Source organism: Kitasatospora sp. NPDC006697 (genome assembly GCF_042869935.1).
Taxonomy (GTDB): Bacteria; Actinomycetota; Actinomycetes; order Streptomycetales; family Streptomycetaceae; genus Kitasatospora.
Genome location: NZ_JBIAGU010000005.1, coordinates 162827 through 187416 on the forward strand (window position 1 = coordinate 162827; position 24590 = coordinate 187416).

A 24590-nucleotide genomic window follows, 5' to 3' on the forward strand; every position below is an offset into this window, starting at 1 on the left:
CTGCCGACGCGGGTGATGGTGTGTCACGATTGTGGAGTGACGGTGCAGACGCCTCGGACGGGTCCGCCGCCCGCGGCGTCCGGCGCCTGGTGGCTGCCCGCACTGTCGCCGGCCGAGCGGGACGCCCTGGCGCCCGGACGGGCGCCGGGCTGGGCCGAGTTGGCGGCCGAGGCGGTGAGCCTCGCCGGGCCGGTGGCCGGCGGGCGGCTCCACTCGCTGCCCGGCGCGGGGCCCGAGGGCCGACTGCTGCATCCGCTCCGGCCGTTCCTTCGGGTCGCCGCCCACCGGTTCGCGGCGGCGAACCCCGCCGGGCCGGAGCGGCGGGTGGTGTGGGCCGGTGCCCGGCGCGGGCTGGCCGACGGCCTGGTGCGGCTGGCCGGGCGCACGCTGGTACGGGAGTTGGGGCAGGCGCGGCGGGCCGGAACGCTGGCCGGGCAGGACGGGCGCGAGCGGTTCGACGCCTTCCTGCGCGCGGCCGCCGCCGGGCCCGCCCTGGGCGAACTGCTGAGCCGGCATCCCGTGCTGGCCCGGCTGCTGGCCGAACGCTGCCTGCACACCGTGGCCGCCGCCACCGAACTGCTGGAGCGGTTCCGTACCGACCGCGAGCAGGTGCAGCGGTTCCAGCAGTTCGCGGGCGGCGGGCCCGGTCGGCTGACCCGGGTCCGCTTCGGGCTGGGGGACCGGCATGCGGCCGGCCGCTCCGTCGCCGTGCTGGAGTTCGAGGGCGGGCGGCGCCTGGTCTACAAGCCGCGCCCGCTCGGCCTGCACGCCCGGTGGAACGAGCTGCTCGCCTGGTTCGGCGGACACCAGCCCCACCTGGCGCCGCGGGCCGTCCGGTTGCTGCCCCGAGCGGGGTACGGCTGGGCCGAGTACATCGCCCCGGTCCGCTGCCGGTCGCGGGCCGCGGTCGGGCGGTTCTACGAGCGGCTCGGCGCCCAACTCGCCCTGCTGTACGCGGTGAACGCGGTCGACATCCACGCCGAGAACCTGATCGCCGCGCGCGACCAGCCGGTCGTGGTCGATGTGGAGACGCTCTTCCATCCGTCTTGGGTGCCCGTCACCGACGGCGGCGCCGACCCGGCTGCCCGGGCGCTCGCCGGGTCCGTGCAGCGGACCATGGTGCTGCCCGATCCGCACGTCGGCGACGGCGGTTCACTCGACCTCTCGGCCCTCGGCGGCCGGCCCGGCCAGTGGACGCCGGACCCGGTGCCCGGCTGGGCGGACCCGGGCACCGACCGGATGCGGCTGGTCCGCCGCCCGGCCCGCTGGCCGGGCGCCGGCAACCGTCCCGTCCCGGCCGGCCGACAGGTCGACCCGGCCCGCCAACTCGACGCGCTGCTGCGCGGGTTCCGCGCCGGCTACCGGACGGTCGCCGCCCACGCCGATGAACTGCTCGCCGAGCAGGGGCTGCTGTCCCGCTTCGCGGGCGAGACGATGCGACTGGTGGTGCGGCCCAGCCAGAGCTACGCGACGCTGCTCGCCGAGGCGACCGAGCCGGAGCTGCTGCGCGACCACGCCGGCCGCGAGCGCGCCTTCGCCGCCCTGCAGGACGAGACCGGCCACCCGCACCTGCACGCACTGGCGCCCCAGGAACGCGCCGACCTGCTCGCCGGCGACCTCCCGCTCTTCACCACGACCCCCGCCGCCCGCACCCCGCGCAGCTGGACCGGCCGTGAACTCCCCTTCCTGCTGGAGCAGTCCGGGCTGGCGGCCGCCACCCGGACGATCCGGGGCATGTCCGAGGCCGACCTCGACCGGCAGAGCTGGCTGATCCGCGCCGCCCTGGCCACCGAACGACCCGCTCCGGCCCGCCCCGCCGCCGAACCCCCGGGCGCCCGCGACGGCGACCCCGCCACCGAGGCGCTGCAACTCGCCCGGGAGATCGGGGAGGACCTGCTCGCCAGGGCCTGCCGGGGCGCGGACCGGGTGAACTGGCTCGGCCTGCAGGAGGTCGGGGCCGGGCAGTGGGCGGTGCTGCCGATGGGCATGGCGCTCGGCGACGGCTACACCGGCCCGGCGCTCTTCCTCGCCGAACTCGGCCGGCTCACGGGGACGGCCCGCTACCAGGAGGCCGCCGCCCAGGCCGTCCAAGCCCTCCCACGGCTGCTCTCCCTCCTGGCCGACCACCCCGAACTCGCCCGCGCCGTGGGCCCTGGCGGCTTCTCCGGACTCGGCGGCATCAGCTACGCCACCGCCCGGCTCGCCGCCCTGCTGGACTCCCCGGAGCTCGCCGCCGCCCTGCCCGCCGGCCTCGCCGCCCTCCGCACGGCCGCCGTCGACCCGGCCGCCCCCGCGGACCTCGCCGACGGCCTGGCCGGCGCCCTGCTCGCGGCCGAGGCCGTGCACGCGCAGACCCGGCTGCCCGCGGCCGCCGAACTCGCCCGCACCGTCCGGGCCCTGGCGGACCGCCGACCCCGCCCCGAGCGGCCCGGCTTCCTGCACGGTCACCAGGGCGTCGCGTGGGCACTGGGGGAGCGGGCGGTGCCGGAGCAGTACCTCGAGCTCCGGATGGCGCCCACCCCCGCCGAGGCCGCCCGACTGCTGCGGTCCGCCGACCGGCACGCCCCCCGCTGCGCCACCCCCGGCGAGGTGCCCACCCCCGGCCTGCTGACCGGCCTGGCCGGCATCGGCTACGGCCTGCTGCGGCTCGGCCTCGGCCCCAGGATCCCCTCGGTGCTGCTGCTGCGACCGGCGGCAGCAGCACCGAGGCCCGTCGAAGGAGAGGAAAGGCATCACCATGCTGGACGGCGAACTGCTCGACCCTGCGGACAACGAGCCGCAGGAGACCGACGAGCCCCGCACGGCGGCTGACCACGCGGCCCGCCAGGCCCGGCTGCGGGTGGCGATCCTCGCCGGCCTGACCGTCGGCTCGGCCGCGGTGGCCGCACTGAGCCAGGGGGCGCCGACCACCGTGGTGAGCGTGGTGCTCTGAGGCCCGCCGGGGTGGGCAGCCAGGTGCGGGGCCGCCGCCGCTCGGAGCGCTCGCCGCGCTGCCCACCGGAAGGCCACCCTCGATCAGCCGCGCCGACCACCCCGGCAGGAGGCGCCTCAGCCCGGCGATTCAGCCGACCGGGCGGCGGAGGCGGGGCGGTCCACCATGCTGAGCGGAGCGGCCAGGGACTCCAGGCTGCGCCGCTCGGCCCGCACGCCGATCGCGGCCTCGACCAGTCCGGCCAGCGTCATCAGCGCGGCGCCGATGCAGAAGGCGAGCGTGGTGTCGGACACCTTGCCGCTGCTCACCAGGCTGTTGAAGAGCAGCGGCCCGGTGATGCCGCCGATCGCGGTGCCGACCGCGTAGAAGAACGCGATGCACAGCGCCCGGGTCTCCAGCGGGAAGATCTCGCTGACCGTCAGATAGGCCGCGCTGGCGCCGGCCGAGGCGAGGAAGAGCACCGCCGTCCAGCAGGCCGTCATGGTCGCCGCCGACAGCTCGCCGTGCTGGAAGAGGAACGCCGTGCCGAAGAGCAGCACGCCCGAGCCGATGTAGGTCCCGGCGATCATCGGCTTGCGGCCCACGGTGTCGAACAGCCGGCCCAGCAGCAGCGGCCCGAGGAAGTTGCCGACCGCGATCACCGCGAAGTAGTAGCCGGTGTTCCCGGCGGGCACCTTGAAGAAGGTGGTGAGGATGACCGCGTAGCCGAAGGTGACCGAGTTGTAGAGGAACGCCTGGCCGACGAAGAGGGCCAGTCCGAGCACGGTCCGGCGCGGGTACCGGCGGGTCACCGTGCGGGCGATGGTCAGGAAGCCGATCGAGGCGCGGGGACGGATGGCGATGGGCTCGCCCTCGGGCGCGGGCAGCGCCTCGCCGGTCTCCTCCTCGACCTCCCGCTCCGCCTCGCGCACCACTGCCTCGGCCTCGTCGGCCCGGCCGCGGGTGAAGAGCCAGCGCGGGCTCTCCGGCACGTGCCGCCGCACCAGCAGGATCACCAGGCCGAGCGCCACCCCGATGCCGAAGGCCAGCCGCCAGCCGAGGTCGGTGGCGAACAGCGCGGTGTTCAGCAGCGCGATCGAGGCGAACGCGCCGATCGCCGCGCCGACCCAGAAGCTGCCGTTGATGACCAGGTCGACCCGGCCGCGGACCCGGGCCGGGATCAGCTCGTCGATCGCCGAGTTGATCGCCGCGTACTCGCCGCCGATGCCGAAGCCGGTGAAGAACCGGCAGAGGAAGAAGAACCAGGCCGTCCAGGACAGGGCGGTGACGGCGGTGGCCGCCAGGTAGACCGCCAGGGTCACCATGAAGAGCCGCTTCCTGCCCAGCCGGTCGGTCAGCCACCCGAAGAACAGCGCCCCGCTGCAGGCACCGGCCACGTACAGCGCCGCCGCCACCGTGGTCACCTGCGAGGTGCTGATTGCGATGCCGCTGCCGTGCTCGGCGAGCCGGCTCGCCATGTTGCCGACGATGGTGACCTCGAGGCCGTCCAGGATCCAGACCGTCCCCAGGCCGATCACGATCCGCCAGTGCCAGCGGGACCACGGCAGCCGGTCCAGCCTGGCCGGCACATCGGTCCTGATCACTGTGGATTCCGGCTGTGTGGTCGTCATAGGCCACCCTCCCGCTCACTCGTCTGCGCGCACGGCGCACCGCCGCCGGCCCAGCCCCCGAGCCGCCGTCCATCGGCCCGGCGTCTGCCCCGACCGTCGCGACGGAAACCGCCTCCGGGGCCGGTGGGGGCAGGTCAGGCTGTCCGGAGCCCACAGCCGATCGGGGCGCGCCCGACACGCCGACCCGGCCCTGAGGAATGCGGATCCGCGAGGGCCACGGCGGCGGAGACCCCCACCCGGAGACCCCCACCCCGAGACCCCCAGCCGGAGGCTCAGAGCAGGATGCGTTCGAGCACCTCGTCGACATCGATGTGCTGGGACTCGGCGCCGGCCGGCACCAGCGCGTAGGTGTCCGCGAGGAAGGCCGTCACGTCCTCGGTGGGGGCCGCGATCACCGCCTCCTTCCCCCAGGCACGCAAGGTGATCATGGTCCGTCCCGCGTCGCCGGGGGCGACCCGGACGTCCCCGCACCCGCTGGGCACGAGGCGTCCCTCGTTGAGCAGGTCCCGCCCGAAGTACCAGCGCACCGGGTTCCCGGCCGGAGTGAAGGTGATGCACACCCCGTACGGCAGCGAAGTGTCGTACTCCAGCTGGGCCGGGATCCGGACCATGGGGAGCTCGCTGTACGGCAGGGCGACGATGATGGTGCGCTCCGTGGAACCGGGCATTCGGCACGACCTTCGCTGGCGATTCGGGTGCGGGACGGGGCAGAGCACCTGCTCGGCTACCCGCCCTCGCCGTTCTCATCCCTAGCCGCCCCGCGCGGGCCCGAGGCGTCCACCTGCGCTACTCCGCCGGGCCAGCCGCTCCAGCCGGGACTGGAACTCCCGGGGCGTCGGTCACCCCGCTGCGGCCGGAGCCCTGGTGGACCAGGGCTCCGGCGGGCTGGCTGGCCACCGGCTGTGCACGTACGCGGAGTTGGTCGCCCGGCCCTGGGGCAGCCGGCGCGCGGGCGAGGCCGTCGCGGAGGGCATCGAGGCGGCGGAGGCAGTCGTCCAGGGCGGCGATGGCCGGGTCGGTCTCGCTGCGTACTCGGCGGCGGACCCGGTCGAGCTGCTGCCGGATCCGCTGCCAGCGCTCTTCGGCGGTGTCAGGCGCGTCGTTGGTCACTGTCCTGGCGGAGTTGGTCGGTGTGGTTGGCGAGGGCGTCCAGCCGGCCCGTCAGATCGGGGTGGCCGGCGGCGAGGTGGGGGCGGATCTCGTCCAGCGGTGGGAGCAGGGCGGCCGGGTCGGCGTCGCCGAGAGCGGTGGTGAGGGCGGCCTGGGCGGCGCGGCCCCGGGGCGGCAGGCCGGTGAGGGCGATGGCCTGGGCAGCGAGGACGCGCAGGTCGGCGGCGTTGGCGCGTGCCCAGACGTCGACGGTGCGGTCCGCGGCCCGGCGGTCGCGCACGGCCTTGACCCGCTCGGCGCCGGTGCTCTTCTCCCGCTCGGCGCCGGTGCCGGCGGGGCGCAGGCGCAGGTAGCGGTTCTCGGCCGCCTGGCGGCTGGCGACGCCCATGGGCCGGGCGAGGTCGGCCCAGGTGGCGCCGGTGGCGCGCGCGGTTTCCACCAGGGTCGCCTCCCAACCGGCGAGTCGGCCGCGCAGCTCGCGCAGCAGCAGGACGGCGGCCAGGGCGTCCTGCGGGTGGGGCTGCGGTTCGTCCGCCGGCCGCACCGCCGTCTCGGCGGTGCCCAGGGCGTCGGCCACCTCGGCCAGGGCGGCGGCCGCGGCGAGGAAGGAGCTGGGGCCGTCCTCGCCCCCGGGTCCGGTGGGCGGCCGTGCGGGCGTCTCGCGCATCAGTGTCACTCTCCTGGCGACTCGGGAAGTTGTCATCCGATGGATGACATGTTAGAACGGATTCCAGGTGAAGCGCACTGGCACCCATCAAGTCCTGGAGGTGTTTCGCAATGCTGATGCGCACTGACCCGTTCCGCGAACTGGACCGCCTGACCCAGCAGTTCCTGGGCACGAACGGCACCTGGTCCCGTCCGGCGCCGATGCCGCTGGACGCCTACCGCGTCGGCGACGAGTACGTGGTCTGCTTCGACCTGCCCGGGGTGGACCCCGAGGCGATCGACATCGACGTCGAGCGGAACATGCTGACCGTCAAGGCCGAGCGCCGTCCCCGCCACCAGGGCGAGGACGTGAAGTGGGAGCTGTCCGAGCGCCCGCTCGGCGTCTTCTCCCGGCAGGTCATGCTGTCCGACACCCTCGAGCCGGAGGGGATCAGCGCCGAGTACGACGCCGGCGTGCTGACCCTGAGGATTCCGGTCGCCGAGAAGGCCAAGCCCCGGAAGATCGCGATCAGCCACCGCAGCGACCGCAGGCAGATCCAGGCCTGACGGCCCCCGCCGGACCGCCCCGCGCGGCTTCCCTCCCCCGTTGCCGCGCGCGGCGGTCCGGCCCACCGCAGACAGGCCGCGTTCGCGCCGGCCGGCACAGCGGACCACTGAGGCAGGCGAAGTGCCATGACGGACCGGAACCCCGCGGTCGCCGTGGTCACCGCTGACGGCGACCTCGACCTCGACTCCGCGCCCGCTCTGTCCCGCGAGCTCAGCGCAGCGATCCGCACCCACCGGCAGGTCGTGCTCGACCTGTCCGGCGTGCACTTCATGGACTGCTCGGGCCTGAAGGCCCTCGTCCACGCGCAGAACCAGGCCGACCGCCTGGGCGTCGCCCTGGCGGTGCGCGGCGTCGGCCCCGCCGTCCGGCGGCTGCTGGAACTCACCGGCTTCGGCACGCGGGTGACCGTCCGGCCCTGAGCGGGCAGCGGTCGCCCGCGCATCCCGAAGGGAGGCACGAGGTGACAGTTCGATGGGAAGCCTTCCTGGAGCAGGTCCGGGAACGCGGCGAGTACGCCACCCCGGAGGAGGCGGAGCGGGCGGCGCGCGTGGTGCTCGCGCTGCTCGGCGCCCACCTCCTCGGGCAGGTCCGCGCCGACCTCGCGGCCCGGCTGCCCGAAACCCTGGCCCTGATCCTCCTCAACCCGCTGCCCGCCGCCGAACCGCTCAGCCCCGAGCGGTTCGTGCGCGCCACCGCGGCCTGGATCGAGGGCGCCACCGAGGCCACCGCCCTCTGGGACGTCGGCGCCGTCCTGTCCACCGCCGCCGACGCAGCCGGCGACGAACTGATGCAGCGCATCCTGCTCCAACTCCCGCCCGGCTACGACATCCTCGTCGGCCGCCCCGAGCCCGGCCGGCGCCCCTGACCCTCCCGAGCCGCGTCCGCGGCCCCGATCACCGAAGGCCCTCATGACCTGGCAGCAACTCCTCCACAGCGTCCGCGTCGCCGGCCAGTACGCCACCGACGAGGAAGCCCGACAGGCCCTCGAGGCCGTCCTGGGCATCCTCGGCTCCCAGCTCGCCGGCGAGGAGCGCTGCGCCCTCGCCGCGGCCCTGCCCGACCGCGCCCGGGCCACCTTCGTCGCACCGATCCCGCTCACCCGGCCGGTCACCGCCCCGGCATTCGTCGAGGCCGTCGCACGCAATCTCAACATCCCGCTGGGCCAGGCACGTTGGCACGCCTCCTCGGTCCTGGCCGGGCTGGCCGAGCTGACCGGCAGCGACCTGGTCGACAGCCTCCTCGCCGCGCTGCCGCGCGGTTACGCCCTGCTGTTCGGCCGCGCCGACCTGCTGGCCCAGGCCGCCTGAACCGCCCACTGCCCACCGCCCGGCCGGGCCTTCGCCCCTGCAGGCCTTCGCCCCAGCGGGCCGGCCCGGCCGGGACCGCGTCCGATGAGGGGACCTGAGGACCGTGAGACCCGAACGCTTCGAGCGCCTGCTCCTCGAGGCCGCCAACTGCGTCCCCGGCATCACGGCGCGGACCCTCGCCGCCGCCGGGCACACCGCGCACCCCTACGGCATCGCGGCCGAGGCGGCCGGCCGCACCACGCGGTGGCAGGTCGTGGCCGTCACCCCGGGCGACGACTACTCCCGTCCGGAGCCCGCCCCGACCCTGGGCGAGCGGCTGCCCGAGCAGCCGCTGCCGGCCGTCGGCTCCGACCCGGCGACCGTCGAAGGGGCCCTGGTGGCCGCCGTGTTGCGCGCGGACCCGGGCGAGATCCGCGCGGTGGACCGGTACTCGCAGCGGCCGAACCCGCCGGCCGTGGGCCGCGGGGCCACCTTCGAGCTGTACTCGGGAGCCCGGATCCACCTCAACGCGATCCCGTGACGCCGCCGTCGACCCCTCCGCGGGCCGCCGCCCGGAGCCGTCCGAAGTCCCGTACCAGCAAGGGAAGTTACGGGGAGCCGGCAGGCAGCGAATCCGTTCCGAGGCCGAGGCGCGGCCCAGCCGGACGCGCCCGCCGCACCTCCGTACCGGGGCCGTCCGGCACCGTGCCGCTGCCGGCCGCCGCGCCAGTGCTTCCTTTGGATGTTCCTACAGCGCGGTGAGCCGATCCGACGATCTTCGTTGTGTGGATCTTCAACGTTCGCGTGTGAACTGGCTTTCGATCCGGGTAGGAGTCAGACTCGACGGTTGGGTGCTGGGCGCCCGAGAACGCCTGGTCGGCCGGCCCCCTACTGCACCAGAGGTCTACCCTCCCGACGTCAGAGAGTCCGATCACATGCGTTTCCTGAACCCCCAGACCGGCACGATCGACAACCGCTACTCGGGACCGTACGACCTGACGTACGACGACGTCTTCATGGTCCCCAGTCGATCCGCCGTGGGGTCGCGGCAGGGGGTGGACCTCGCGTCGAACGACGGGACGGGGACGACGATCCCGCTGGTGGTGGCGAACATGACCGCCATCGCGGGGCGGCGGATGGCGGAGACGGTGGCCCGGCGGGGCGGGCTGGTGGCGATTCCGCAGGACCTGCCGACCGAGGTGATCGCCGAGGTGATCGGGTGGGTCAAGGGGCGGCACCTGGTGTTCGACACGCCGGTGACGCTGACTCCCGGGGCGACCGTGGCGGATGCGCTGGCGCTGCTGCCGAAGCGGGCGCACGGGGCGCTGGTGGTGGTCGAGGACGGCAGGCCCGTCGGGGTGGTGACCGAGGGTGACTGCCAGGGGGTGGACCGGTTCACCAGCCTGTCGCAGGTGATGTCGCGGGACCTGCTGCTGCTGGAGGAGGGCGTGGACCCGCGGGCCGCCTTCGAGCGGCTGAGCGAGGGGCACCGCAAGCTGGCGCCGGTGGTGGACGCGGACGGCAAGCTGGTCGGCATCCTGACCCGCAAGGGCGCGCTGCGGGCCACCCTGTACACGCCCGCCGTGGACGGCGCGGGCAAGCTGCGGATCGCGGCGACCGTGGGGATCAACGGCGACGTGGCCGGCAAGGCCAAGGCGCTGATCGAGGCCGGGGCCGACGTGCTGGTGGTGGACACCGCGCACGGGCACCAGGAGAGCATGATCAGCGCGCTGCGCGCGGTGCGCGGTCTGGACCCGCAGATCCCGATCGTGGCGGGCAACGTGGTCTCCGCCGCCGGGGTGCGCGACCTGGTGGAGGCCGGCGCGGACATCCTCAAGGTCGGGGTCGGCCCGGGCGCGATGTGCACCACCCGGATGATGACCGGCGTCGGCCGGCCGCAGTTCTCCGCCGTGCTGGAGTGCGCCGCCGAGGCGCGCCGGCTGGGCAAGCACGTCTGGGCCGACGGCGGGGTGCGGCACCCGCGGGACGTGGCGATGGCGCTGGCCGCCGGTGCGTCCAACGTGATGATCGGCTCCTGGTTCGCCGGCACCTACGAGTCGCCCGGCGACCTGCAGACCGCGCCCGACGGGCGGCAGTACAAGGAGAGCTTCGGCATGGCCTCGGCCCGCGCGGTGCGCAACCGGACCGCCGAGGAGTCGGCCTACGACCGGGCCCGCAAGGCGCTGTTCGAGGAGGGCATCTCCACCTCCCGGATGTTCATCGACCCGGCCCGCCCGGGTGTGGAGGACCTGATCGACTCGATCATCGCGGGCGTGCGCAGCTCCTGCACCTACGCGGGCGCCAACACCCTGGAGGAGTTCCACCAGAAGGCGATCGTCGGCGTGCAGAGCGCGGCCGGGTACGCGGAGGGCAAGCCGCTGCACTCCAGCTGGTAGGGGAGAAGGGCTGAGCCCCCGGCCGCGTGGCGGCCGGGGGCTCAGTCGTGTGACGGGGCGTCAGCCCGTGTAGCCGGCCCACATCTTGGAGAACTGGTACGGGGTCTGGCTGATGTTGGTGCACTTGAAGAGCGCACCGGTGCAGGCGTTGCCGTCCCGGGTGACCTCCCAGAAGGAGAGCTCGCCGAGGTGGTTCTGCTGGGCGAAGGCGAGCAGCTGCTGGGCGTCGGAGATGCCGAACACCTCGCTGGCGTTGTCGTTCTGGCCCAGCATCGGGGTGACGCCGACCATCGCCCAGGTCTGCGCGGTGGTCAGGCTGGTCCAGACCGAGGCGATCTGCGCCCGGGTGGACTGCGCCGACTGGATCGCGTAGGCGCCCATCCTGCCGGACGGGTTGGGGGCCTCGGTGTCGCCGAAGTCCATCGCCATCACGTTGACCGCGTCGACGCCGACGCCGGCCGCCTTGGCCGACTGCAGCACGTAGACGCCGTCGGTGGTCAGGCCGCTGGGCAGCACCGGCAGGGTCAGGGTGACCTTGAGGTCGCGGCCCTTGGCCCGCTGGGCGGCCTGGACGGCGGCGATCGCGGCCGAGCGGCGGTCGATCGAGGCGTGGTCGGAGACCGCGGAGCCCTCGATGTCGAAGTCGATCCGGTCCAGGTTGTAGGCGTCGACGACCTTCTGGTACTGCGCGGTCAGGCTCGGCACGTCGGTGCAGGACTGGGCCAGCTCGGTGCCGTTGGCGCCGCCGAAGGACGGGCGGATGTCGCCGCCGGTGGCCCGGAAGGCGTCGAAGTCGGCCTTGTTCCAGGCGGTGCCCGGGTCGTAGGCGTTGAACCAGCTGGCGGTGCAGGCGGTGGTGCCGTTGACGATGAAGCCGAGCGAGAACTGCTTCAGCCCGGTCGCGGCGGCGATCTGGGTCAGGCTCGGGGTCGGGTAGGCGCCCAGGTCCACGAAGGGCGCGGCCACCCCGGCGGTGCCGCCGCTGCCGGCCACGCCGGTCACGGCGGCGGACTTGGCGGACTCGTTGCCCGCGTCGTCGTAGGCGGTCACGGTGAAGGTGTGGCTGCTGCCCGCGAGCAGGCCGTAGACGGTGGCCGAGGTGCCCGTGGTGGTCGAGGCGACCACGGTGCCGCCCTCGTAGACCCGGTAACCGGTCACCCCGACGTTGTCGGTGGAGGCGTTCCAGCGCAGCGAGACGGCGTCCGGGCCGGTGCCGGAGACGGCCACGCCGGCCGGCACGGTGGGCGCGCTGGTGTCCACCGGGGCGCCGGCACAGGACTTGTTGTTGATCAGGCAGTTGACCGGCAGGCCCTGCGGGCCGGTGGTGCTGACGTCGAAGCCGACCACCGGGGCCGAGGCGCCGGGGGCCAGCGGCGCGGCCCAGCTCGGCGAGGTGATGGTGTAGTGGCCGTTGTTCACGGTCATGGTGCCGTTCCAGGCGCTGCCGGCGGTCTCGCCGGCCGGCAGGTCGAAGGTGATCGACCAGGAGTTCACGGTGGCGTTGGTGTGGTTGGTGACCGTGTAGTCGACCTCGAAGCCGGTGGACCAGCTCTGCGGCGAGGTGGCGATGGCGACCAGCCCGGAGACGCCGGCGTCGGCCTGGGCGGCGGCCGGCAGGCCGAGCGGCAGGACGGCGCCCGCCAGCAGGGCGGTGGTCACGAAGGCGGGCAGGGTGACGCGCCTCATGGGCGGGTCCTCCTTGGCATGGGGCGGCGCGCGGGGGCACGCTGCCAGGGACAGTGTGGGGGTGTGCCGCGGCATCACCACATTGGTAGAGACCAATGTGGTGCGTCAATACACCGACCCTTAAGCGGACCTGATTTCCGGTCATCACAAGGGCGGCACAAGGGTCGGCGGGCCGCAGCGCGGCAGGTCAGCTGGGGTGCGGCGGCCCCGGGCAGGGGGCCGCCGCACCGCCGGCCGGGCCCCTCACAGCGCGCCGGCGTCCAGCGCGGTCCACACCGAGGGGTAGAGCGGCCGCCAGCCCAGCTCGGCCCGGAGCCGGGCGGTGGAGACCACGCCCTCCCACGGGTCGCCGGCCGGCTGCTCCGCCGCGTCCACCGGCTGCGGCACCCCGTGCAGCTCGTGCAGCTCATGGGCGGAGACCGGCGCGTCGTCCATCACGTTGTAGCTGCGCCCGGCCGCCGCCGGGTGGGCCAGCGCCAGCCGCAGGGCGAGGCCCGCGTCCGCGTGGTGCACCACCGGCAGCCGCCGGTGGGCCGGCCAGTGCCCGGCCCAGTGCAGCGACTCCCGCAGGTGGCTGTCGCCCTCGCCGTAGACGAAGGCGAGCCGCACCACCGTCAGGCCCAGCGCCGGAGCCAGTTCGCGCAGGGCCAGTTCGGCCTCGGCCTTGGACCGGGCGTAGGCGCCCCAGGCCGGGGCCGGCGCCAGCTCGTCCTCCTCCACGGCCGGCCGGCCGAGGCCGCCGGCGTAGACCAGGTTGGTGCTGGTCTGCACGAACCGCCGCACCCCGGCCGCCAGCGCGTCCCGGGCCAGCTCCACTGCCGCGTCCCGGTTGACGGCGAAGGCCTCCTCGTCCGTCACCCCGCGCAGCGCGGCCGCCACGTTCACCACCGAGTCCACGCCCGCCAGCGCCTTGGCCCGGTCGCCCGCGTCCCGCAGGTCGCCCGCCACCACCTCGACGCCCAGCCGGGCCAGCGGCTCGGCCCGCTCCGGGTCCCGCACCAGCACCCGCACCGCCCCGGCCCCCGCCCACTGCGCCAGCCGCGGCACGAACCGCCGGCCGACCCGACCCGTCGCCCCGGTCACCAGAATGCCCGCCATGATCGCTCTCCCGTCCGCTCCCCGGCGCTCCCCGCCGGGCACGGCCACCAGCCTGCCGGGGCCGGCACGGCGGCGGGAGAGACCCGCTGAGCAGCGGCTCCGCCAACCAGGGACTGGCGATCCCCGGATAAACCGGCCCTGGATCGGGGCTTCCCGACTGGGCATGCTGGGCGCATGACCGACCGCACGGAACTCGCCGACTTCCTCTGCCGCTGCCGCGCCCGCCTGGTCCCGGCCGACGTCGGCCTGCAGCCCGGCGCCCGGCGCCGCACCCCGGGGCTGCGCCGCGAGGAGGTGGCCCAGCTGGCCGGCCTGTCGATGGACTACTACGCCCGGCTCGAGCAGGGCCGCGGGCCGCAGCCCTCGCCGCAGCTGCTGGTCTCGCTGGCCCGCGCGTTGCGGCTCGGCGAGGACGAGCGCGACCACCTCTTCCACCTGGCCGGCCACGAACCGCCGCGCACCCGGCGGACCCTGACCCACCTGCGCCCCTCGCTGCTGCTGATCCTGGACCGGCTGCACGACACCCCGGCCCAGGTGGTCTCCCGGCTCGGCGACGTGCTGGCGCAGAACCGGATGGCCATCGCACTGCTCGGCGACCGCACCCAACTGCCGCCGCGCGAGCGGAACGTGGTCTGGACCTGGTTCACCGACCCGGCCTCCCGGGCGCGGTTCCCCGAGGCCGAGCACGAGCAGCTGGCCCGGGCCCAGGTGGCCAACCTGCGGGCGATCCGCGCCGCCGACCCGCAGGACGCCGAGGCCGCCGAGCTGGTCGCCGAACTGCTCGCCGCCAGTCAGGAGTTCGCCGAGCTCTGGAGCCGGCACGACGTGGCGGTGCGGCGCTCCGGGCAGAAGACCGTGCTGCACCCGGTGGTCGGCCCGGTCGAGCTGGACTGCGAGGTGCTGACCAGCACGCAGGACGGCCAGCTGCTGCTGGTCTACACGGCCCGCCCCGGCAGCGAGTCGGCCGGCCGGCTGGAGCTGCTGCGGGTGATCGGCTCGCAGCAGATGACCGGTGTGACCTCCTGACGCGTCCTCAGGAGCCGGTGCGCCGCGCGGCCAGCCGGGAGAGCTCGACCCGGGAGAGCTTGCCGGTGCTGCCCAGCGGCAGTACCGCCAGCGAGACCAACTGCTCGGGCAGCTTGCGGCGTTCCAGGCCGCGCTGCTCGGCCAGGAAGAGGTTCAGCTCGGCCAGGCTCGGCGCCGCCGCGCCCTGGTGCGGGACCACGCAGACGCAGAGCCGTTCGCCCAGCTCCGGATCCGGCACCGCCACGCAGACCGCCTCGGCCAGCGCCGGATGCGCGCCGGCGTGCCGCTCCACCTCGGCCGGGCTGATGGTGTAACCGCCGCGCTTGATCACCGCGCTGTTGCGGCGCAGCAGCCGCAGCCGCCCCGCGCCGTCGAGCACCCCGTGGTCGCCGGTCCGCACCCAGCCCCCCGGGTCGCGCCGGGCGGCGTCCAACTCCGGTGCGCCGACGTAGCAGTGCGGGGTCATCGGGCCGCGCGCCCAGAGCTCGCCGGGGGCGCCGTCGGGCAGCGGGCGGCCCCGGTCGTCGCGCACCTCGAAGTCGCAGACCGCCAGGTCGGGCCGGGCCAGGGTGGTGGTCTCGGCTCCGGCGGCCGCGTACTCGCCACGGCAGTTGACGCCGTCGGAGGAGCCGTAGAGGTTGCTGATCGGACAGCCGAACCGCTCCAGGGCGGCGGCCAGCACCTCGGGCGGCAGTCCGTCGCAGCTCGCGATCACCGCCCGCAGACTGCTCAAGTCCTCCGCCGGTAGCGGCCGGTGGGCAGTCATCCGGCGCAGGATGGTGGCCACGCCGAACAGGTGGGTGATCCGGTGCTCGGCGACGGCGGCCAGCGCGGCGGCCGGGTCGAAGCGGTCGAGCAGCACCAGGGTGGCGCCGTGCCGCTGCAGCGAGACCGTGCCCAGCGAGCCGTAGGAGGCGGAGAGCGGCACCAGCACCAGGGCGCGCGGCGCGTCCTGGCCCGCGTAGATGGCGCGCAGGTAGTTGCCGCGCCCGCCGCCCATCGCGTTGTGCGAGTAGGCGATCATCTTCGGCTCGGACTCGGAGCCGGAGGAGACCAGGATCCGGGCCGGCGCGTCGGGCTCGGCGGCCGGGGCGGGGGCGGCCGGGAGGCGGCCGGCCAGCAGCCGGTCGGTCGTCAGGACGGCCCGGAGGAAGGGGAGGCCGGCCGGATCGAACGGGCGGTCGCTGATCAGCGCGGTGGCCCGGGAGCGCAGCAGCAGCGAGCGGGCCTCGCTGCTGCCGGGGCCGTCGGGGAAGGTCAGCGCGACCGAGCCGAGCAGCGCCACCGCGAGTTCGGCCGCCACCGCCGGCCAGCCGTTGGGCAGCCGGATCGCCACGATCTCCCGGTCGCGCACCCCGGCGGCCCGCAGCACGCCGGCGAACCGGCGGACGCCGGAGTCCAGTTCGGCGTAGCTGACGGAGGCCGTCGGGTCGATCACGGCCGGCCGGTCGGGGTGGGCGAGCACCCGCTGGCGGAACAGCCGGTAGAGGTCCACGTCGAGGTAGTGCCCCTCGGCGGCCCAGGCCCGGCGCTGCTCGGCGCCGACGCGGTCGGGGAGGTCGAGGCCCTGGCGGGAGGTCCAGGTCATGGCGGCGGCTCCAGCGGTGGGTGGGGTGGATCGGGTGTCAGGCCGAGGGGTCGAACTGCCAGGGGCTGCGCGGCAGCACGCAGCCGTCCCGCAGCAGGGCGCCCGCGAACCGCGGGTCGCGGGCGATCTCGGCGGGGGTGCGGGCCGGGAACCGGGCGGGCGGGGTGTCCGGCGGGAGGGCGGTGTCCAGCAGCGTCACAGCGGCCGTCCAGAGCGAGGACTCCACCCGCTGCCCAGGCCCGCCCGCCGCCCGGGCCACCAGCGCGGCCAGCACGCCGGTCGCGGCGGTCAGGCCGCCGAAGATGTCGGTCACCGTCATCAGGGTCGGCGCGACCGGCTGCCCGGGCGGGGTGACCAGGGCGGCCAGCCCGCTGCGCGCCTGCACCAGGTAGTCGGTGCCGACCGGCCTCGGCCCGGCGCCCCGGTCCTCCCAGCCGCCCGCCCAGGCGTGCACCAACCCGGGCCGGAGATTCAGCAGTTCGGCGGCGCCCAGACCGAACTGCTCGGCCTTGCCGGGGGCCAGGTTGTGCAGGAACACCCCGGAGGCGGCGACCAGCCGCCGGACCGCCAGCCGGCCCTCGGCGGAGCGCGGGTCGGCCTCCAGCACCCGCTTGCCGCGGTTCAGCGCGTGGAACCGGGCGGAGACCGCCCCCGCCATCGGCGGCACCCCGCGCAGCGGGTCGCCGCCGAGCGGTTCGACCCGGGTCACCTCGGCGCCCAGCAGCGCCAACAGGTGCCCGGCCAGCGGGCCTTGCAGCCGCCGGGTCATCTCGGCCACCCGCAGCCCGGCCAGCGGCGGGCCCCCGGGAACGGCCGGCGGCTCCGGGGCGCCGGCCCGGCCCAACGGGCTGATCCGCCACGGCAGGCCGGCGGGGCCGGCCTGCGCGCTCGGCGAGGTGCGCACGGGGAGGATGCTGACCTCGGCGGCCGCGGCGGCGGAGCAGAGCTGACGATACGTCAGATCTATTGTCGCCGCCTCGAGTTCGGCCGGCAGTACGCAGCACCCCGTGGCGAAGCGCAGCCGGAACGGCGGCCAGCCCCGGCCCACCACCCGGCGGTCCACGCCGAGCGCCGTCCAGAACGCCAGCCACTGGCCGGGCTCCAGCGCCTCGATCTCGAACCGCACCCCGTCCGCGCTGGTGAACGGCGGCGCACCGGCGCCGGCCGCCAGCGGCTCGGCCTCCTCGTCCGCCGTGGCCGCCGCCAGGTACTGCCCGACCACGAGCAGCGCCGCCTCCGCCACCGAGGTTCGCACCCGCCGCGGCCCGGCAGCGCCGCGCAGCACCGCGTAGCGCGCCGCGAGCAGGCCCTGCACCGCCAACACCCCTGCTGCGGCACCCGCGCAGCCGATGCCGAGCCGCCGCGGCGCCCCGTGTCGGCGCCCGTGCACGGCGGCGATCCCGCAGGCCGCCTGCACATCGGCCTCGGTGGCCAGCGGCAACTCGACCCGGCCGGACCAGTCCAGCTCGCACTCCACCGCCTCGGCGCCCCGGCCCAGCCGCAGCAGGGCCGGCCCGTGCTGCTGGTAGGCCGTCAGCTGAGCTCCCAGGTGGGTGAGTTGGCGGACCGCGAGGTCGACCGCCGGTCCCTGCCCGGCCACCGCCAGTGGCACCCCGGCAAGCGGGGCGGTGGTGGCGGCCGGCGGTGCGGCGGGGCGCGGCAGGGTGGACTCGCGCATCGGTGTTCGGCCCCCTCGGGTCCGCGGTGTGCATAGCGGCGTGCGCAGCGTGAAACTCCCGTGGCGCACGGGGCAATAGGGGCCCGTGTGCGCTGTGTGACGAGGCTATCACGGCCGGTGATGCACCCCGGGGCGACGCCCCGCTCCCGATCGCTGCGCCCCCGCCCGCGGGCTAAGGTCGAGGTATGGGAGAGCGACAGGTCGCGCCCACCGCGCCGCAGCTGGTCCTGCAGACCGCCGGCGACTCGCTGGTCCTCAACCCGAGCCGCACGTACCGCCTCGGCCGCGATCCGGACTGCGAGATCGTGCTCGACGACACCCGGGTCTCCCGCCACCACGCGCTGCTGCACGTTTACGACGGCCACTGGGAGCTGGACGACCTGCAGAGCACCAACGGCACCTACCTGGGCGGACACCGGGTCTCCCACCTGGACCTCGGACCGGACAGCCGGCTCCGGTTCGGCAGCCCCGGCGACGGCCCCGAGGTGGAACTCACCCTGGCCCCGGCCGCCGCCCCGCAGGCCGCCCGCCCCACCGCGCTGACCGCGATCACCGGCTCCTACCGCCCGCCCACCAACGTCTACCCGCTGCCCGAGCGGGCCCGCACCGTGCGGATCGGCCGCTCGCACGACAACGACCTGGTGGTCGACGACCTCGCCGTCTCCCGCCACCACGCCGAACTGGCCACCGGCCCCGACGGCACGCAGCAGATCACCGACCTGGAGAGCCACAACGGCACCTACCTCAACGGCCGCGCCGTGCGCAGCGCCTCGATGGGCCCCGGCGACCTGCTCGGCATCGGCCACTCGGTCTTCTGCCTGGTCGAGGGCGAACTCCAGGAGTACGCGGACACCGGCGACATCACCCTGGACGTGCACGACCTGGTGGTCACCGTCGCCGAACAGCGCCGGCTGCTGGACGGCATCAGCTTCCCGGTCGGCGAGCGCTGCCTGCTGGCCGTCGCCGGCCCCAGCGGCTCCGGCAAGTCCACCCTGCTCAACGCGCTCACCGGCCTGCGCCCCGCCGACCAGGGCAGCGTGCGCTACGACGGCCGCGACCTCTACCGCGACTACGCCGAACTGCGCCGCCGGATCGGCCTGGTGCCGCAGGACGACATCCTGCACACCCAGCTCACCGTGCGCCGCGCCCTCGGCTACGCGGCCGAACTGCGGTTCCCCGGCGACACCGCGCCCGCCGAGCGCGAGGCCCGGGTCAGCGAGGTGATCGGCGAACTCGGCCTGGAGAAGCGGGCCGACCTGGTGGTCGCCAGCCTCTCCGGCGGCCAGCGCAAGCGGGTCAGCGTCGCACTGGAACTGCTCACCAAGCCCTCGCTGCTCTTCCTCGACGAGCCCACCTCCGGCCTGGACCCCGGCATGGACCGCTCGGTGATGCAGATGCTGCGCGCGCTCGCCGACGACGGCCGCACCGTGGTCGTGGTCACCCACAGCGTGCTCAGCCTCGACCTCTGCGACCGGCTGCTGCTGCTCGCCCCGGGCGGCCGCACCGCCTACTACGGACCGCCCGGCGACGCCCTGGAGTTCCTCGGCTGCCCGCAGTGGCCCGAGGCCTTCGAGCAGTTCGAGACCGCCGAGGACCGCGACTGGGCCGGGGAGTTCCGCTCCTCGCCCGAGTACCGCCGGTACGCCGCGCCCGTGGCGGCGGCCCCGGCCGGCGACCTCGCCAAGCCACCGCCACCGCTCAACCAGCCCACCCCGCAGCGCTGGCACCGCCAGCTCGGCACCCTGGTCCGCCGCTACACCACGGCGCTCACCGCCGACCGCACCTTCGTGGCGATCATGATCGCGTTGCCGTTCGTGATGGGCGCGATGACCCGGGCGCTGGCCGGCGGCACGCTCACCCAGAGCAGCGCCCTCAACGCGCTGCTGCTGCTCTGCGTCGGCGGCGTGCTCACCGGCGCGGCCAACGCGGTGCGCGAGCTGGTCAAGGAGCGGGTGATCTACCGGCGGGAGCGGGCGGTCGGGCTCTCCCGGTCCGCCTACCTCTGCTCCAAGGTGGTGGTGCTCGGCACGGTGACGGTGCTCCAGTCGGTGGTGCTGACCATGATCGGGCTGGCCGGGGTCAGACTCGGACCACAGGGCGGCGGCGGGGTGTTCCTGCCCCCGCTGGCCGAGATCACGCTGGCCGTGGCGCTGCTCTCGTTCACCGCGATGATGCTCGGGCTGATGGTCTCCGCGCTGGTCGGCAAGGAGGAGGTCACCATGCCGCTGCTGGTGCTGCTGGCCATCGTGCAGGTGGTCTTCTGCGGCGCGCTGCTGCGGCTGAACGGGGTGCCCGGGCTGAACCAGCTCTCCTGGCTGGTGCCGTCCCGCTGGGCGCTGGCCGCGATGGCCGCCACCGTGGACCTGCACACCATCGTGCCCGGCACGCTCACCGCCGACCCGCTGTTCCGGCACGCCGGGCACATCTGGCTGCTGGACATGGGGATGCTGGTGGTGCTCGGCCTGCTCTTCGGACTGATCACCGCCCGGCTGCTGCGCCGGGTCGAGCCCGCCGTGATGCGGCGGCGGTGAGCGAGCGGGGAGCGGGGCGGTGACGGACTTCGAGCCCACCCACGTGGTGCCGCCGGGCGGACTGCCCAGCTGGGCGGCGCCGGACCCGGGCCGCCCGGCCGCCCGGCTGGACCCGCTGCTGCCGGTACGGCTCACCGAACTGCGCGGCGACTGGGCCAGGGTGGCCTGCGCCAACGGCTGGCAGACCTGGCTGGACGGGCGGCTGCTGCTCGGCCTGCCGCACCCGCCGGAGGGCGGCGAGCTGACCGCCGGCGAGGACCCGCGACCACTGCTGGCCCGGCTGCAGGCGGCGCTCGCCGAGTACCGGGCGCTGCTGGACGAGCTGGCTGAGGGCCGGCTGACCGCCGCCGCCTTCGCCGAGCGGACCGCCGGGCTGCGGCTCGGCGCCGTGCTGGACGGCACCGACGCCTGGCTGCTGGACCTCGCCGAGCGGCGCTGGACCTACTGCGACGGGCGGCGGCTGGTGCCGTACGCGGACGCCGGGCAGGCCGGGGACGGGGCCGCCGGGCACGCGGCCGACCCGGCCGCCGGGCGGGACGGCGCGGACCGGTGAGCGGCGTCCCGTCGGACCTGACCGGCCGTCGGATCGCCGGCTACCGGCTGGAGCGGGAGATCGGCCGGGGCGGCATGGCGGTGGTCTTCCGGGCCGAGGACCTGCGGCTCGGGCGGACGGTGGCGGTCAAGGTGCTGGCACCCGACCTGGCCCGCAACGACGTCTTCCGCAAGCGCTTCGAGCACGAGTCCCGGATCGCCGCCTCGATCGACCACCCGCACATCGTGCCGATCTTCGAGGCGGGCGAGGCGGAGGGCGTGCTCTACCTGGCGATGCGGTACGTGCGGGGGCGCGACCTGCGGGCGCTGCTGGACCGCGAGGGGCCGCTGCCGCTGGAGCGGGCGGCCCGGATCGCCGTCCAGGTCGCCTCCGCGCTGGACGCCGCGCACGCCCACGACCTGGTGCACCGGGACGTCAAGCCCGGCAACATCCTGGTCGCCGAGGGCACCGACCCGGACCACCCCGAGCACATCTACCTGACCGACTTCGGGCTGACCAAGAAGTCGCTCTCGCTCACCGGGTTCACCACCGTCGGCCAGTTCGTCGGCACGCTGGACTACGTGGCGCCCGAGCAGATCGCCGGCAAGCCGGTGGACGGGCGCTGCGACGTCTACAGCCTGGCCGCCGTGCTGCAGGAGATGCTGACCGGGCGGCCGCCGTTCGTCCGGGACACCGACATGGCGCTGATCTGGGCGCACCTGCACGACGAGCCGCCGGCCGCCGGGCTGGGCACCCGGGTCGACGGGGTGCTGGCGCGGGCGCTGGCCAAGGAGCCGGAGCGGCGGTACGCCAGCTGCGCGCAGCTGGCGGCGGCGCTGCGCGGGGCGGGGGAGGCGGTGCGGGTGGCGGCGGTGCCGTCGGTGGCGCCGCCGGAGCCACCGGGCTGGGCGGCGCCGGTCTTCCGCAGGCGCTGAGGCGCCGTTGCCCCGTTCACCGCAGCAGCGGTTGCGGGGGTGACGGAGCGTACGCGGAGAATGGGGCGTGAGCGCTGAGAACCCGTCAGACCAGCCAACCGAGCAGTCGGCCTCGGGTCCGCCGTCCGGACCGTTGGCGGGCGGGTCGGGCGCCGGTGACGCGCCGTCCGGTCCGCCGTCCGGGCCGGCCTCGGAGCCCGGGGAGGCCGGGCCCACGGAGGTGGTGGCGCAGCCGCCGACCTCGGAGTCGGCGTCGGTGCCCTCCGGTGCTTCGGGCGGCTCGGGCGCGCCGCCCCCGCCCCCGCCGCCGGCCCGGACGCTGGTCGGTGCGGGCGGCAGCGGCGGCGGCCCGGGCAAGCCCTGGTGGCGGCGGACCCGCACGCTGGTGGTCGCGGGCGTCGCCGTGGCGGTGGTCGCCGGGCTCTCGGTGCTGCTGGTCGAGCGCCAGCCCTCGGGCAGCCACAGCACCGTGGCGGCGGCGCAGGTCACCGGGCAGGCGGTCGGCTCACCCGGGCGCGATCCGTACACGGGGTCGGTCGCCGTGGCGGCGTCCACCAGCGGCGGTGGTGCCGGTGCCTCGCCGAGTGCGAGCGTGGGTGCGAGCCCGAGCGCGAACGGGAGCGGGACCGTCGACGGCGGCACGGTCGGCCTCTACGGCGGCACCGAGCACGCCGCCAGCTGCGATGTGCAGCAACTCTCCGACTTCCTCACCAGCCACGCCGACAAGGGCAAGGCCTGGGCAGGTGTGGAGGGTATCGAGCCGAGCGCGATCCCCCAGTACCTGCACGCCCTCACCCCCGTGGTGCTGCGGTTCGACACCCGGGTGACCAACCACGGCTTCGTCGACGGGCAGGCCACGGCGTTCCAGTCCGTGCTGCAGGCGGGCAGCGCCGTGCTGGTGGACGACCACGGCGTGCCGCGCGCCCGCTGCGCCTGCGGCAACCCGCTGACCCCGCCGACCGCCGACACCGCGCCGCCGCAGTTCGGCGGGGACAGCTGGCCGGGCTTCCACGCCGGCCAGGTGGTCACGGTCAGCCCCGCGCCCTCGGCGGTGCCGTCGCTGGTGCTGGTGGACCAGCAGACGGGCGGCTGGTTCGTCCGGCCGGTGGGCGGCTCCGGGACGGGGGACCAGCGGACCAGCTCCCCGACCGCCACGACGACGGGAACGGGCACGGGCACGGGGTCGGGGACGGCGACGGGAACCGGGACCGGGACGCACTCGGCCGCGACCTCGGGCTCCGCCTCGGCCTCCGCCTCCGGTGCGAGCAGCGGCTCCTCGCACAGCACCGCCGGCTCGCCCGCTCCGGGCGGCGGCGGCAGCAGTGGCGGTGGTGGTGCCGGTGTGACCAGCGCGCCGGGCACCGGCCCCGGCGGCGCGGGAAGCACCGGTGGGGCGGGCAGCGCCTCGCCGTGAGCCGTCGTTGACGAACCATCGGGTTTAGTGGAGTGGAATTCCTGAAATACTGTCAGCGATTCCACCGTGTCCGAACATTCTGGAGGGTGGCGCGATGCGTGCTGGCCGTCAGGTGACCGTGATCGGTGCCGGAATGGCAGGGCTCGTGACCGCCGCCGAGCTGGAGCGGAGCGGCTACCGGGTCACCGTGGTCGAGGCCGACGGGCGCATCGGCGGCCGCATTCTGACGCACCGTTTCGGCACCGATCCGGGCGCGCCCTCGGTGGAACTCGGCGCGATGCGGATTCCCGCGCACCATCGGCGCACGCTCCGCTGGATCGACCGGCTGGGCCTCGGCGACCGGCTCACCGAATTCCGTCCGCTGCTCTCCGAGCCCCACGCCTTCGTCTCCACCGGGCGCGGACACGTCCGGATCGGCGAGGCCACCGATCCGCTCCGGGCCGAACTGCGCGGCCGGCTCGGGGCACCCGCCGACCACTACCGGCCGGACACCCTGGCGTTCGGCGCCTGGTTCACGGCCGTCGTCGGGGCGAGCGCGCCGCCGGAGCTGCGCGAAGCCCTCGCCACCGACCTGCGCTGCCACCTGCTCGGCCTGGTCGACCGGCTGGAGCGGGTGCCGCGCGGCGACGACGGGCGGATCGACCTGCACGCCCTCTTCCGTGACCACCCCGGCATCCGGGCCGGCTGCAGCGCCCGGCTGAACGGATTCCTGGACGACATCCTGCTGGAGACCAGCACCGGACTGCACCGGCTGGCCGGCGGGCTCGACCAACTGCCGCACCGGCTGGCCCGCGCACTGCAGGGGCCGATCCGCTGCGGGCACCGGGTGGAGCGGATCGACGTGCGGGCGGGGGAGGTGGTGCTGCACGTCCGGCACGGCGGGCGGACGTACCTGAGGCCGAGCGACTTCGTGGTCTGCACCGCGCCGTTCCCGACCGTCCGGCGGATGCGGCTGACGGGGGTGGACGCCGAGAAGCTCGCGGTGCTGCGGGAGGTGGACTACTGCGCGGCGACCAAGGTGGCGCTGCACTGCCGGGAGCCGTTCTGGCAGCGGGCGGGGATCACCGGCGGCGCCTCGTTCACCGGGGGGCGGCTGCGCCAGACCTACTACCCGCCCGTCGAGGGCGCCCCCGGCCGCGGCGCGGCACTGCTCGCCTCCTACACCATCGGCGCGGAGGCGGACGGCCTGGGCCTGCTACCACCGCGGCTGCGGCACCGCCAGGTGGTGCGCGAACTGGCCTCGGTCCACCCCGAACTGCTGCGGCCGGGCATGGTGCTGGGCTCCGCCACGGCCGCCTGGGGGCAGTCCCCGCTCAGCGGCGGCTGCGCCACCCGGTGGGGGCTCGACCCGCAGCGCGCGGTGCAGCAGTCGCAGCGCGCGGCGCGCCCGGTCCACCGGCTGTTCTTCGCGGGCGAGCACTGCTCGAGCACGCCGGCGTGGATCGAGGGCGCGATCGAGTCGGCGGAGCAGGCGGTGGCCGCGGTGGGCGACTTCGCCGAGCCACGACGGCGCGGGGCGGGGGTGGCGGGGTGAGGGGGGCTCGCCTCCTGCCCG

The 24590-nt window shown here is 75.4% G+C and carries 22 protein-coding genes; 14 read left to right on the forward strand and 8 right to left on the reverse strand.

The window, feature by feature from the left end:
- Nucleotides 1-36: 36 nt before the first annotated feature.
- Together lanM and ACFYNO_RS09575 are read left to right on the forward strand one after the other, a co-directional pair.
- Complete coding sequence (lanM, locus tag ACFYNO_RS09570) at nucleotides 37-2811, forward strand: type 2 lanthipeptide synthetase LanM (RefSeq protein WP_388008028.1); 2775 nt, start codon at nucleotides 37-39, stop codon at nucleotides 2809-2811.
- Nucleotides 2738-2932, forward strand: coding sequence for a hypothetical protein (locus ACFYNO_RS09575; RefSeq protein ID WP_388008031.1), 195 nt, complete (start codon nucleotides 2738-2740; stop codon nucleotides 2930-2932). Before lanM ends, ACFYNO_RS09575 begins: the two co-directional genes overlap by 74 nt.
- 116 nt (nucleotides 2933-3048) lie before the next feature.
- Here the strand turns inward: ACFYNO_RS09575 and ACFYNO_RS09580 are convergent, their stop codons facing one another.
- The 4 genes from ACFYNO_RS09580 to ACFYNO_RS09595 all read right to left on the reverse strand — a co-directional run bounded on the left by ACFYNO_RS09580 (nucleotide 3049) and on the right by ACFYNO_RS09595 (nucleotide 6319).
- A complete protein-coding gene (locus ACFYNO_RS09580) occupies nucleotides 3049-4542 on the reverse strand; it encodes an MFS transporter (RefSeq protein ID WP_388008034.1) in 1494 nt (497 codons plus the stop codon).
- A 272-nt stretch (nucleotides 4543-4814) separates the two neighbouring features.
- The gene (locus ACFYNO_RS09585; protein WP_388008037.1) at nucleotides 4815-5210 is read right to left on the reverse strand and encodes an SsgA family sporulation/cell division regulator; all 396 of its coding nucleotides are present in this window, start codon (nucleotides 5208-5210) and stop codon (nucleotides 4815-4817) included.
- A gap of 118 nt (nucleotides 5211-5328) precedes the next feature.
- The gene (locus tag ACFYNO_RS09590) at nucleotides 5329-5652 is read right to left on the reverse strand and encodes a hypothetical protein (protein WP_388008372.1); all 324 of its coding nucleotides are present in this window, start codon (nucleotides 5650-5652) and stop codon (nucleotides 5329-5331) included.
- Nucleotides 5633-6319 carry a hypothetical protein gene (locus ACFYNO_RS09595; protein WP_388008040.1) on the reverse strand — a complete coding sequence of 229 codons (687 nt, stop codon included), beginning with the start codon at nucleotides 6317-6319 and terminating at the stop codon, nucleotides 5633-5635. Before ACFYNO_RS09595 ends, ACFYNO_RS09590 begins: the two co-directional genes overlap by 20 nt.
- Nucleotides 6320-6429: 110 nt before the next feature.
- Here ACFYNO_RS09595 and ACFYNO_RS09600 point away from each other — a divergent pair, with 110 nt between their 5' ends.
- The 6 genes from ACFYNO_RS09600 to ACFYNO_RS09625 all read left to right on the forward strand — a co-directional run bounded on the left by ACFYNO_RS09600 (nucleotide 6430) and on the right by ACFYNO_RS09625 (nucleotide 10547).
- Nucleotides 6430-6864 carry an Hsp20/alpha crystallin family protein gene (locus ACFYNO_RS09600; protein WP_388008043.1) on the forward strand — a complete coding sequence of 145 codons (435 nt, stop codon included), beginning with the start codon at nucleotides 6430-6432 and terminating at the stop codon, nucleotides 6862-6864.
- A gap of 126 nt (nucleotides 6865-6990) precedes the next feature.
- Nucleotides 6991-7284 carry an STAS domain-containing protein gene (locus ACFYNO_RS09605; RefSeq protein ID WP_388008046.1) on the forward strand — a complete coding sequence of 98 codons (294 nt, stop codon included), beginning with the start codon at nucleotides 6991-6993 and terminating at the stop codon, nucleotides 7282-7284.
- Nucleotides 7285-7325: 41 nt separating this feature from the next.
- On the forward strand, nucleotides 7326-7730 hold the full coding sequence (locus tag ACFYNO_RS09610) for a DUF2267 domain-containing protein (RefSeq protein WP_388008049.1): 405 nt from the start codon (nucleotides 7326-7328) through the stop codon (nucleotides 7728-7730).
- 43 nt (nucleotides 7731-7773) lie between these two features.
- Nucleotides 7774-8172, forward strand: coding sequence for a DUF2267 domain-containing protein (locus tag ACFYNO_RS09615; RefSeq protein WP_388008052.1), 399 nt, complete (start codon nucleotides 7774-7776; stop codon nucleotides 8170-8172).
- Nucleotides 8173-8275: 103 nt separating this feature from the next.
- Complete coding sequence (locus tag ACFYNO_RS09620; protein ID WP_388008055.1) at nucleotides 8276-8692, forward strand: hypothetical protein; 417 nt, start codon at nucleotides 8276-8278, stop codon at nucleotides 8690-8692.
- 394 nt (nucleotides 8693-9086) lie between these two features.
- Nucleotides 9087-10547: a GuaB1 family IMP dehydrogenase-related protein gene (locus ACFYNO_RS09625; protein ID WP_388008058.1), complete on the forward strand. Its 1461-nt coding sequence runs from the start codon at nucleotides 9087-9089 to the stop codon at nucleotides 10545-10547.
- 60 nt (nucleotides 10548-10607) lie between these two features.
- On the opposite strand, the gene ACFYNO_RS09630 is transcribed toward ACFYNO_RS09625, so the two are convergent.
- A complete protein-coding gene (locus ACFYNO_RS09630; RefSeq protein ID WP_388008061.1) occupies nucleotides 10608-12233 on the reverse strand; it encodes a cellulose binding domain-containing protein in 1626 nt (541 codons plus the stop codon).
- A 243-nt stretch (nucleotides 12234-12476) separates the two neighbouring features.
- Nucleotides 12477-13331 (reverse strand): NAD-dependent epimerase/dehydratase family protein, encoded by an 855-nt coding sequence (locus ACFYNO_RS09635; protein WP_388008064.1) that lies wholly within the window; start codon nucleotides 13329-13331, stop codon nucleotides 12477-12479.
- A gap of 174 nt (nucleotides 13332-13505) precedes the next feature.
- On the opposite strand from ACFYNO_RS09635, the gene ACFYNO_RS09640 reads away from it, so the two are divergent.
- Nucleotides 13506-14357 carry a helix-turn-helix transcriptional regulator gene (locus ACFYNO_RS09640; RefSeq protein WP_388008067.1) on the forward strand — a complete coding sequence of 284 codons (852 nt, stop codon included), beginning with the start codon at nucleotides 13506-13508 and terminating at the stop codon, nucleotides 14355-14357.
- 7 nt (nucleotides 14358-14364) lie between these two features.
- Here the strand turns inward: ACFYNO_RS09640 and ACFYNO_RS09645 are convergent, their stop codons facing one another.
- Nucleotides 14365-15945, reverse strand: a complete 1581-nt coding sequence (locus tag ACFYNO_RS09645) for a class I adenylate-forming enzyme family protein (protein WP_388008070.1) — start codon at nucleotides 15943-15945, stop codon at nucleotides 14365-14367.
- A 37-nt stretch (nucleotides 15946-15982) separates the two neighbouring features.
- On the reverse strand, nucleotides 15983-17623 hold the full coding sequence (locus tag ACFYNO_RS09650; protein ID WP_388008073.1) for a CoA transferase: 1641 nt from the start codon (nucleotides 17621-17623) through the stop codon (nucleotides 15983-15985).
- A gap of 185 nt (nucleotides 17624-17808) precedes the next feature.
- On the opposite strand from ACFYNO_RS09650, the gene ACFYNO_RS09655 reads away from it, so the two are divergent.
- The 5 genes from ACFYNO_RS09655 to ACFYNO_RS09675 all read left to right on the forward strand — a co-directional run bounded on the left by ACFYNO_RS09655 (nucleotide 17809) and on the right by ACFYNO_RS09675 (nucleotide 24569).
- A complete protein-coding gene (locus ACFYNO_RS09655) occupies nucleotides 17809-20154 on the forward strand; it encodes an FHA domain-containing protein (protein ID WP_388008076.1) in 2346 nt (781 codons plus the stop codon).
- A 19-nt stretch (nucleotides 20155-20173) separates the two neighbouring features.
- Complete coding sequence (locus ACFYNO_RS09660) at nucleotides 20174-20707, forward strand: hypothetical protein (protein WP_388008079.1); 534 nt, start codon at nucleotides 20174-20176, stop codon at nucleotides 20705-20707.
- A complete protein-coding gene (locus ACFYNO_RS09665; RefSeq protein ID WP_388008082.1) occupies nucleotides 20704-21621 on the forward strand; it encodes a serine/threonine-protein kinase in 918 nt (305 codons plus the stop codon). The genes ACFYNO_RS09660 and ACFYNO_RS09665 overlap by 4 nt, the downstream gene beginning before the upstream one ends.
- Nucleotides 21622-21844: 223 nt before the next feature.
- The gene (locus ACFYNO_RS09670) at nucleotides 21845-23035 is read left to right on the forward strand and encodes a DUF6777 domain-containing protein (RefSeq protein ID WP_388008085.1); all 1191 of its coding nucleotides are present in this window, start codon (nucleotides 21845-21847) and stop codon (nucleotides 23033-23035) included.
- Nucleotides 23036-23129: 94 nt separating this feature from the next.
- Complete coding sequence (locus ACFYNO_RS09675) at nucleotides 23130-24569, forward strand: flavin monoamine oxidase family protein (RefSeq protein ID WP_388008088.1); 1440 nt, start codon at nucleotides 23130-23132, stop codon at nucleotides 24567-24569.
- Nucleotides 24570-24590: the final 21 nt, after the last annotated feature.

Excerpts from the sequence above, each read along its gene's own strand:
- ACFYNO_RS09575 (WP_388008031.1), top strand. The coding sequence starts at position 2,738 with ATGCTGGACGGCGAACTGCTCGACCCTGCGGACAACGAGCCGCAGGAG.
- ACFYNO_RS09645 (WP_388008070.1), bottom strand. The coding sequence starts at position 15,945 with ATGACCTGGACCTCCCGCCAGGGCCTCGACCTCCCCGACCGCGTCGGC.
- ACFYNO_RS09605 (WP_388008046.1), top strand. The coding sequence starts at position 6,991 with ATGACGGACCGGAACCCCGCGGTCGCCGTGGTCACCGCTGACGGCGAC.
- ACFYNO_RS09615 (WP_388008052.1), top strand. The coding sequence starts at position 7,774 with ATGACCTGGCAGCAACTCCTCCACAGCGTCCGCGTCGCCGGCCAGTAC.
- ACFYNO_RS09595 (WP_388008040.1), bottom strand. The coding sequence starts at position 6,319 with ATGCGCGAGACGCCCGCACGGCCGCCCACCGGACCCGGGGGCGAGGAC.
- ACFYNO_RS09650 (WP_388008073.1), bottom strand. The coding sequence starts at position 17,623 with ATGCGCGAGTCCACCCTGCCGCGCCCCGCCGCACCGCCGGCCGCCACC.
- ACFYNO_RS09585 (WP_388008037.1), bottom strand. The coding sequence starts at position 5,210 with ATGCCCGGTTCCACGGAGCGCACCATCATCGTCGCCCTGCCGTACAGC.
- ACFYNO_RS09580 (WP_388008034.1), bottom strand. The coding sequence starts at position 4,542 with ATGACGACCACACAGCCGGAATCCACAGTGATCAGGACCGATGTGCCG.
- ACFYNO_RS09630 (WP_388008061.1), bottom strand. The coding sequence starts at position 12,233 with ATGAGGCGCGTCACCCTGCCCGCCTTCGTGACCACCGCCCTGCTGGCG.
- ACFYNO_RS09625 (WP_388008058.1), top strand. The coding sequence starts at position 9,087 with ATGCGTTTCCTGAACCCCCAGACCGGCACGATCGACAACCGCTACTCG.
- ACFYNO_RS09640 (WP_388008067.1), top strand. The coding sequence starts at position 13,506 with ATGACCGACCGCACGGAACTCGCCGACTTCCTCTGCCGCTGCCGCGCC.
- ACFYNO_RS09655 (WP_388008076.1), top strand. The coding sequence starts at position 17,809 with ATGGGAGAGCGACAGGTCGCGCCCACCGCGCCGCAGCTGGTCCTGCAG.
- ACFYNO_RS09635 (WP_388008064.1), bottom strand. The coding sequence starts at position 13,331 with ATGGCGGGCATTCTGGTGACCGGGGCGACGGGTCGGGTCGGCCGGCGG.
- ACFYNO_RS09675 (WP_388008088.1), top strand. The coding sequence starts at position 23,130 with ATGCGTGCTGGCCGTCAGGTGACCGTGATCGGTGCCGGAATGGCAGGG.
- ACFYNO_RS09600 (WP_388008043.1), top strand. The coding sequence starts at position 6,430 with ATGCTGATGCGCACTGACCCGTTCCGCGAACTGGACCGCCTGACCCAG.